Below are 8,138 nucleotides of genomic sequence, written 5' to 3' on the forward strand. Positions count from 1 at the left end.
TGAGCGTACGTCAGCCGACCCGGGGTCCGCGCAGACCCGCGCGCTGCACCACCCGCTGGATCGTCAGGTCGCGCTCGTCGGGGCGTCCGACGTACCGGATGTCGCGCAGGCCCTGCTCCTGGGCCGCCGACTCGAAGACGAGGCAGACACCGCAGCGTGACCTCAGCCCAGCAGGGCGTCCGCCGCGGCGTAGGGATCGCTCTCCCCCGCCGCCACCGCCGCGGCCAGCTCATCGAGCCGACCGCCGCCCTGTGGCTCCCAGCGCGAGCGCAGCGCGGCCACGGCGATCGCCTCGACCTCCTCGCGGGCACGCCGGATGCGGCGCTGCCGCAGCGTCCCGGAGTCGTCCAGCCAGGCCCGGTGCTCCTCGATCGCCGCGGTGAGCTTGTCCAGGTCGGTGTGGCTCTGGGCGGCGATCGCCACCACCGGCGGGCGCCAGGCGCCCTCGGGGCGGGCGGCCAGCGTCAGCATCGAGCGCAGTTCTCGGCGTACCTTCGCGGCGCCGTCGCGGTCGGCCTTGTTGACGACGTAGACGTCGCCGATCTCGAGGATGCCCGCCTTCGCGGCCTGGATGCCGTCGCCCATGCCCGGGGCGAGCAGCACCAGGGTGGTGTCGGCCAGGCCGGCGATCTCCACCTCGGACTGGCCGACACCCACGGTCTCGACGAGTACGACGTCGAAGCCGGCGCCGTCGAGCACCCGGATCGCCTGCGGCGTACTCCAGGCCAGGCCGCCGAGGTGGCCGCGCGAGGCCATCGAGCGGATGTAGACGCCGGCATCGGTGGCGTGGTCGCTCATTCGGATCCGGTCACCGAGCAGCGCGCCCCCGGAGAACGGCGAGGACGGGTCCACCGCCAGCACGCCGACCCGCTTGCCGGCCGCCCGCAGCTCGCGCACCAGGGCATTGGTGGTGGTGGACTTGCCGACGCCGGGGGCGCCGGTCAGTCCGATGACGTGGGCATGGCCGACATGGGGCCGCAGCGCGCTCATCACCTCGCGCAGCCGCGGCGAGGCGTCCTCCACCAGGGAGATCAAACGGGCGACCGCCCGCGGGGAACCCCCACGGGCGGCCGCGACGAGGTCATCGACCTCGACGTTGGTGCGTGACATCAGGCCTTCGGCACGCTCAGGATCAGGGCGTCGCCCTGACCACCGCCGCCGCAGAGTGCGGCCGCGCCGACGCCGCCGCCGCGGCGCTTGAGCTCCAGCGCCAGGTGCAGCGTGATGCGGGCGCCGGAGGCACCCAGCGGGTGGCCGATGGCGATGGCGCCGCCGTTGACGTTGACCTTCTCCTCGGGGATGCCGAGGGCGGCGGCGGACTCGAGACCGACGGCGGCGAACGCCTCGTTGAACTCGACCACGTCCAGGTCCGCGGCGCTCAGCCCGGCCTTGTCGAGTGCCTTCCGGGTGGCGTTGGCCGGCTGCAACTGCAGAGAGGAGTCGGGGCCGGCGACCTGGCCGTGCGCGACGATCTCGGCCAGCCAGCTCAGGCCCAGCTCCTCGGCCTTGGCCTTGCTCATCACGACCACGAACGCGGCCCCGTCGGAGATCTGCGAGGACGAGCCGGCGGTGATGGTGCCGGTCTTGGAGAACGCCGGGGGCAGCTTGGCCAGCGACTCCGCGGTGGTGTCGGGGCGCACACCCTCGTCGGCGGTGACCACGATCGGCTCGCCGCGACGCTGCGGGATGGAGACCGGGACGATCTCGTCGTCGAAGACGCCGTTCTTCTGTGCGGCGGCGGCCAGCTGGTGCGAGCGGGCCGAGAACGCGTCCTGCGCCTCGCGGGAGAGCGGGGTGTCGCGGTCGGCGTTGACGGCCTCGGTGAGCGCGCCCATCGCCTGGGCGGTCGCCTGGTCGTAGAGCGCGTCGTAGGCCATATGGTCCACCAGCGTGGTGTCGCCGTACTTGAAGCCCTCGCGCGACCTGGGCAGGAAGTGCGGCGCCTGCGTCATCGACTCCATGCCGCCGGCGACCACGATCTCGGCCTCGCCGGCGGTGATCAGCTGGGAGGCCTGCGCGATCGCGTTGATGCCCGAGAGGCAGACCTTGTTGACGGTGATCGAGGGCACGCTCTGCGGCAGGCCCGCCTTGAGACCGGCGGTGCGGGCCGGGTTCTGACCGGCGCCGGCCTGAAGAACCTGTCCGGCGATGAGGTAGTCGACCTGCTCGGGAGTGACGCCCGCCTTCTCCAGTGCGCCCTTGATGGCGACCGCGCCGAGGTCGGCGGCGCTCAGCCCCTTGAAGGCGCCCAGTAGGCGGCCGATCGGGGTGCGGGCTCCCGCGACGATGACATTTCCGGTGGACATGCTGCCTCCAAGGTGTGCGAAACGCGTGCTGCCGACATTACCGACGGGTAGAGAACCGCGGGAGGGGGTAGGCCGGCCGCTCCGTGTGCCCATCGTCACACATCTTCCCTCGCGCCCCGACGGTGGACCAGAGTGACCTCATGAGCGAGCGCCAGCGAGCGAATCATTCAACACCGCGCCCATGTGCCTCATGTGCGCACGGAACGAAGTGAGTACGCACATGAGCATTCAGATCCCCGAGCACCTGTTCACCGCCATCGACCACGTCGGCATCGCCGTACCGGACCTTGACGAGGCGATCCGGTTCTACGACGAGACCTTCGGCCTCAAGGAGATCCACCGCGAGGTCAACGAGGAGCAGGGGGTCGCCGAAGCCATGCTGCAGGTCGGCACGACCGACTCCAAGATCCAGCTGCTCGCCCCGCTCACCCCGGAGAGCACCATCGCGAAGTTCCTGGACAAGAACGGTCAGGGCATCCAGCAGCTCGCCTACCGGGTGACCGACGTCGAGCAGGTGATGGACATCCTCAAGGAGCGCGGCGTGCGCCTCCTGTACGACGCCCCGCGGCGCGGCACCTCCGACAGCCGGATCAACTTCGTCCACCCCAAGGACGCCGGCGGCGTGCTGATCGAGCTGGTCGAGCCGGCCAAGACCGCCGCCCACTGAGCCGGCGCAGCCGACCCGGCGAGGGCCCCGCCACCCCGGCGGGGCCCTCGCCGTTCTGCTAGCCCTTGAACGCCGCCGGCACCTGACTCATGTCGACGGCCATCACCTCACCGAAGTCCTGCGTCCTGCCGTCGGGCAGGAACTTCTGCGCATCGGTGCCCTTCGCGCGCTTGTCGGCGGTCGGAGCCGGACCGGCAGGAAGATCGGTGAGGCCGAAGTCCGAGTCGTTGCTGATGAACAGCTTGGTTGGATCCGTCGGGTCGACCGCGACGCCCTCGACCTTGTCGTGGCCGAAGTACATCCCCGACGGGTCGATCGAGGACACCAGGCCCGCGATGTTAAGGAACAGGCTCTCGCCGGCCAGGTGCACGCCCTGGGCCTCGAGCGCGCTGCGGGCACCGCCCGGTGCCGGCGCGCCGGAGACCGTCTGCCAGCCGCTGTCGGCAGGCGAGGCCAGGCCGGAGGCGTTGCCCGCAATGTCCTCGATCGTGCGGCCACCGATGAGCAGGCCCTTGGCGTCGTCCCACGTGACCGCCCCGCCGCCGACGGTCGTGCCGATCAGCGGCGAGTTCGGTCCGACATCGGTGGCGTCGTCGAGATCGACCCGCCACAGGTTCTTGTCGGCCGCCTGCTTCCCGTCCTTCTCGCCCTCGAACTTGCCGTCCCGCTCGTCGACCAGGAAGGTGCCGTCTGGCAGCGCCGCGATCTCGCTGTTGGCCTGCCCCTCGTAGGCCTTGTTGCTGGCGTTGACCGCGTCGTGCAGGGAGTAGAGGTATTCCTGGACCGAGTAGTCGGCGAGCTTGATCTTGACGATCCGGGTGATCATGCCCTGGGCGGACGGGGTGGCGCCGTTGTTCAGCGAGGACTGCATCACGCCGACGAGGTACTTGCCGTCGGGCGTGAGCGTCAGCCCCTCCATCCCCTTGTTGGCATTGCGTTCCTTGAGCTCGGCCGGCAGTGGATGCTCGGTGGCGCTCGGAGTCGTCACGTACGGCGAGAGCAGGTTGTCCTGTCTGCCGTTCGCGTCGAAGTGGACGATGAGTGGGCCATACTCGTCCGAGACCCAGAAGCCGCCCTTCGGGTCGACCACGATGCCCTCCGTGTCGAGGCCCGCGTCGCTCTTCGGCAGCACGTCGCCGTACTGGTCGTAGATGGTCTCGCCGGCGTCGGCGACCTTGTTCTCCAGGCCGCCGTACGGCTCACCGTCGGCGGTCGTCAGGCCGATGCGCTTGACCAGCTCCGCCTGGCCGCCCACGACGTGGAAGTGGCCGATGGCGTCCTGGAAGCCGGGCAGCGGCTCGAGCTTGTGCAGCGAGTTTCCGTCCGGATAGGCGACGTTGGGTCCGCGGTCGGTCAGGCCGTAGAAGTAGCCCGGGTGGGCCGGATCGGCGGTCCATGCCGAGCCGTACGCCGACCCGGCGATCGGCACCCCGTCCCAATAGCCGAGCGGGGCGATGTCCTCGCTGAGCAGCGCCGTACCGGACTTCCAGACCGCCGGGGTCGGCGTCGGAGTGGGCGTGGCGGTGACGGTGACCGTCGTCGTCGGCTGGGTGCCCAGACAGGAGATCAGCGCCGACTGGGCGGCGGTCAGCCTGGCCTCGTCATGGGCCAGCCGCTTGGTCACCTTGGCCACCTTGCGCTGCCTCGCGGCCTTGGCTCTCCGGGTCTTGGCCTTCTTGTGCCTCGCCCTCGCCAGGGCGGCCTGGTCGTGCGCGACGGCGACCTGCGCCGCCGCCACCGCGGTGGTCTGCGCAGCACAGGAGGCCGAGCCGGTGCCGTTCGCCGCCACGGCACAGATCGGGACGGCGATGGCGGCGGCCGCGACGGCAGCAACGGCGAGGGTGGTGCGTCCAGGGCGATTCACGGGTACTCCTCTGTCAGGGCGCGCCCGAGGAGGCGCGGCGGGCAGTGCGAGCAAAGCCGTGCGACATGACCACACGTCCGCCGCCAGATGACCGGAACATGACCACAAGGAGACCGGCAGTGTCGTCAGTCACACCTCTGGCCGCAGCCTTTTACTCGCCAGTAATGTCTCGTCCACGCCCGGGCCCGACGGGCCATCCCTTTCTCAGGAGACGACGTGCAGCAGATCCTCGACGCCATCCTCAGCGACAACGCCGCGCCGGAGGACTTCGCGAGTTTGGAGATCCCCGACCACTTCAAGGCCGCCACCGTCCACAAGGACGAGGTCGACATGTTCGAGGGTGTGCCGAGCAAGGAGAAGGACCCGCGCAAGTCGCTCCACGTCGAGGACGTGGCGCTGCCCGAGCTCGGCCCGGGCGAGGCGTTCGTCGCGGTGATGGCGAGCGCGATCAACTACAACACCGTGTGGACCTCCATCTTCGAGCCGGTCTCCACGTTCGGCTTCCTCGAGCGCTACGGCCGGCTCTCGCCGCTGACCAAGCGGCACGACCTGCCCTACCACATCGTCGGCTCGGACCTGTCCGGCGTCGTACTGAAGACCGGCCCCGGCGTGACCAAGTGGAAGGCCGGCGACCGCGTCGTCGCGCACTGCCTCTCGGTCGAGCTCGAGGCGGCCGACGGCCACAACGACACGATGATGGACCCCGAGCAGCGGATCTGGGGCTTCGAGACCAACTTCGGCGGCCTCGCCGAAATCGCGATGGTCAAGGCCAACCAGCTGATGCCCAAGCCGGAGCACCTGACCTGGGAGGAGGCCGCCTCCCCCGGCCTGGTGAACTGCACCGCCTACCGCCAGCTGGTCTCCAAGAACGGCGGCGCCATGAAGCAGGGTGACAACGTCCTGATCTGGGGCGCCTCGGGTGGTCTCGGCGGTTTCGCCACGCAGTACGCCCTCAACGGCGGCGCGACCCCGATCTGCGTGGTCTCCAACGAGGAGAAGGCCGAGATCTGCCGCCGGATGGGCGCCGAGCTGATCATCAACCGTTCCGAGGAGAACTGGAAGTTCTGGAACGAGGACGGCACCAGGCAGAACCCCAAGGAGTGGCAGCGCCTGGGCAAGAAGATCCGCGAGCTGACCGGCGGCGAGGACATCGACATCGTCTTCGAGCACCCCGGCCGGGAGACCTTCGGCGCCTCGGTCTACGTCACCCGCAAGGGCGGCACCATCACCACCTGCGCGTCGACGACCGGTTACATGCACGAGTACGACAACCGCTACCTGTGGATGAACCTCAAGCGCATCGTCTCCTCGCACTTCGCCAACTACCGCGAGTCGTGGGAGGCCAACCGACTCATCGCCAAGGGCAAGATCCACCCGACCCTGTCGCGCACCTACACCCTCGACGACGTCGGCCAGGCGGCCCTCGACGTGCACAAGAACCTGCACCAGGGCAAGGTCGGCGTCCTCGCGCTCGCGCCCGAGGAGGGCCTGGGCGTGCTCGACCACGAGATGCGCGCCAAGCACCTCGACGCGATCAACCGTTTCCGCGGGATCTGATCGTCCGTCGGTACGACGAGGGCCGCTCCGGATCGCCGGGGCGGCCCTCGCCCGTTCTTGGGCCCGATGTGGGAGGCTTGAGGCATCCCCGGAGCAGTCCACGACAAGAGGTATGCCGACCATGAGCGATCAGGGCCTGTCCATCTTCGACGAGGAGCCGGAGACGGCTGCCGAGGAAGGCACCGCCGCTGCGGCCGAGGCGAAGCAGTCGTCCTCCGCCGGCGCCAAGAAGGCCGCCGACAAGTCCGCCGAGAAGCCTGCTTCGACCTCCGGTGACGCCGGCAAGAGCGCCGACGACGAGGAGACCCGAGTCATTCCCCGTGTCCCGGCTCCGCCGGCTGCGCCGCGCGGCGCAGCCGCGGCGACCCCCCCCACGCCCAGCGCCAAGCCCGCCGCCCCGAGTACGCCGAGCGCCCCGCCGCGAGTGCCGGGCGTGTCCTCGGCGCCGCTGCCCGTCGTACGCCGCGGTGGCTATGACCCGGCCGCCGTCGACTCGCGGCTGCAGCAGCTGATCGCGGCCCACGCGGCCGCGCACGCCGCCGCCCAGAGTGCGCAGAGCCGGGTGAGCGAGCTGGAGGCCGAGGTCCAGCGTCTGCGCGACGAGCTCGCCGAGAACAGCAACCCCTCCTACGCCGGCCTCGGTGGCCGGGCCTCGGCGATGCTGCGCCTGGCCGAGGAGGAGGCCGCCGAGATCAAGGCCGCCGCCGAGCGCGACGCCGACGAGATCCGCACCCAGGCCTCCCGCGACGCCGCCGCCGTCAAGGCCGACGCCCAGCGCGAGGTCGAGGAGCTGCGCAAGGCGCACTACCAGGAGATGGACGACCACCGCGCCCGGATCACCGCCCAGGCCGAGCAGGAGCGCGCCCTGGCCCGCAGCGAGGCCGAGGACCACCTCGCCTCGGCCAAGCGGGAGGCGGACCAGCTTCGACTGGCCGCCCAGCAGGAGACCACCGAGCTGCGCACCGCCACCCAGCGCGAGGTCGAGCAGGCCCGCGCCGGCGCCGACCGGGAGGTCCAGGAGGCCCGCCGGATGCTGGCGGTGGAGAAGGAGCGGTTGGCCCGCGAGGCGACCGACCACCACAACAGCTCGATGGCCGAGACCCGTCGGCTGGTCGAGGAGGCGGAGTCGCGCGCTGCGGCGGCCGAGGAGCGCGCCCGCCAGGCCGCGGCCCAGATCGCCGCCCAGCGCGCCCAGGCCGAGGCCGAGTCCGAGGGCCTGATCGCCCGCGCCAAGCGCGAGGCCGAGCAGCTGGTCGCCACCGCCCGCGCCCAGGCCGAGACCATCACCAACGCCGGGCATGCCGAGGCGGAGCGGGCGCTGTCGGCGATCAGGGCCGAGGTGGCACGGATGACCAAGCGCCGCGACGCCATCACCGCCCAGCTGGCCTCCCTCAGCGAGCTCGTCGCCGGGTTCGGCAAGGACGAGGAGCCGGACGAGCGGGACGGCGAGTGACGCAGGCGGCGGAGGTCGGCCCCGAGCCGGAGGAGGAGCCTGCCCTCGGCCCCGAGCCGGAGGACGAGCCTGCCCTCGGCCCCGAGCCGGAGGACGAGCCCGCTCTCGGCCGGCCCGGACCGGCCTTCGACCGCAAGGCGCCGTACGTCGCCGGGCTCCTCGCCGGGCTCGGCCTGCTGACCGCGGTCGCGGCCGGCAAGGTGCTGCTGACCATCAGCGGCGTGCTGGTGGAGATCGTGGTCTCGCTGTTCATCGCGGCCGGACTGGACCCGCTGGTCCGCGTCCTGGAGC

6 protein-coding genes and 2 pseudogenes are annotated in these 8,138 nt (G+C 71.1%); 4 read left to right on the forward strand and 4 right to left on the reverse strand.

All coding sequences use genetic code 11. The annotated features are described in order from the left end of the window. Positions 1–10: 10 nt before the first annotated feature. From VHA72_RS09120 to VHA72_RS09130, 3 genes and pseudogenes are all read right to left on the reverse strand, one after another. Positions 11–139, reverse strand: a pseudogene (locus VHA72_RS09120) (PH domain-containing protein); the annotation flags it as partial. Between the two features lie 23 nt (positions 140–162). Beyond that, positions 163–1,110, reverse strand: coding sequence for a methylmalonyl Co-A mutase-associated GTPase MeaB (gene meaB / locus VHA72_RS09125; protein WP_325574436.1), 948 nt, complete (start codon positions 1,108–1,110; stop codon positions 163–165). Continuing rightward, entirely contained in the window at positions 1,110–2,306 is a 1,197-nt protein-coding gene (locus VHA72_RS09130; protein WP_325574438.1) for an acetyl-CoA C-acetyltransferase, read from the reverse strand. Before VHA72_RS09130 ends, meaB begins: the two co-directional genes overlap by 1 nt. A gap of 220 nt (positions 2,307–2,526) precedes the next feature. On the opposite strand from VHA72_RS09130, the gene mce reads away from it, so the two are divergent. Continuing rightward, entirely contained in the window at positions 2,527–2,973 is a 447-nt protein-coding gene (gene mce / locus VHA72_RS09135; RefSeq protein ID WP_325574440.1) for a methylmalonyl-CoA epimerase, read from the forward strand. A gap of 58 nt (positions 2,974–3,031) precedes the next feature. On the opposite strand, the gene VHA72_RS09140 is transcribed toward mce, so the two are convergent. Continuing rightward, positions 3,032–4,837: an esterase-like activity of phytase family protein gene (locus VHA72_RS09140; RefSeq protein ID WP_325574442.1), complete on the reverse strand. Its 1,806-nt coding sequence runs from the start codon at positions 4,835–4,837 to the stop codon at positions 3,032–3,034. A 216-nt stretch (positions 4,838–5,053) separates the two neighbouring features. Between VHA72_RS09140 and ccrA the strand changes: the two genes are divergently transcribed. The 3 genes and pseudogenes from ccrA to VHA72_RS09155 all read left to right on the forward strand — a co-directional run. After that, positions 5,054–6,394 carry a crotonyl-CoA carboxylase/reductase gene (gene ccrA / locus VHA72_RS09145; RefSeq protein ID WP_325574444.1) on the forward strand — a complete coding sequence of 447 codons (1,341 nt, stop codon included), beginning with the start codon at positions 5,054–5,056 and terminating at the stop codon, positions 6,392–6,394. 121 nt (positions 6,395–6,515) lie between these two features. After that, on the forward strand, positions 6,516–7,847 hold the full coding sequence (locus VHA72_RS09150) for a coiled-coil domain-containing protein (RefSeq protein ID WP_325574446.1): 1,332 nt from the start codon (positions 6,516–6,518) through the stop codon (positions 7,845–7,847). Further along, positions 7,844–8,138 (forward strand): annotated as a pseudogene (locus VHA72_RS09155) (hypothetical protein); the annotation flags it as partial. The gene VHA72_RS09150 and the pseudogene VHA72_RS09155, both read left to right, overlap by 4 nt.

The sequence above is a fragment of the Nocardioides sp. genome (genome assembly GCF_035547795.1).
Lineage (GTDB): Bacteria > Actinomycetota > Actinomycetes > Propionibacteriales > Nocardioidaceae > Nocardioides.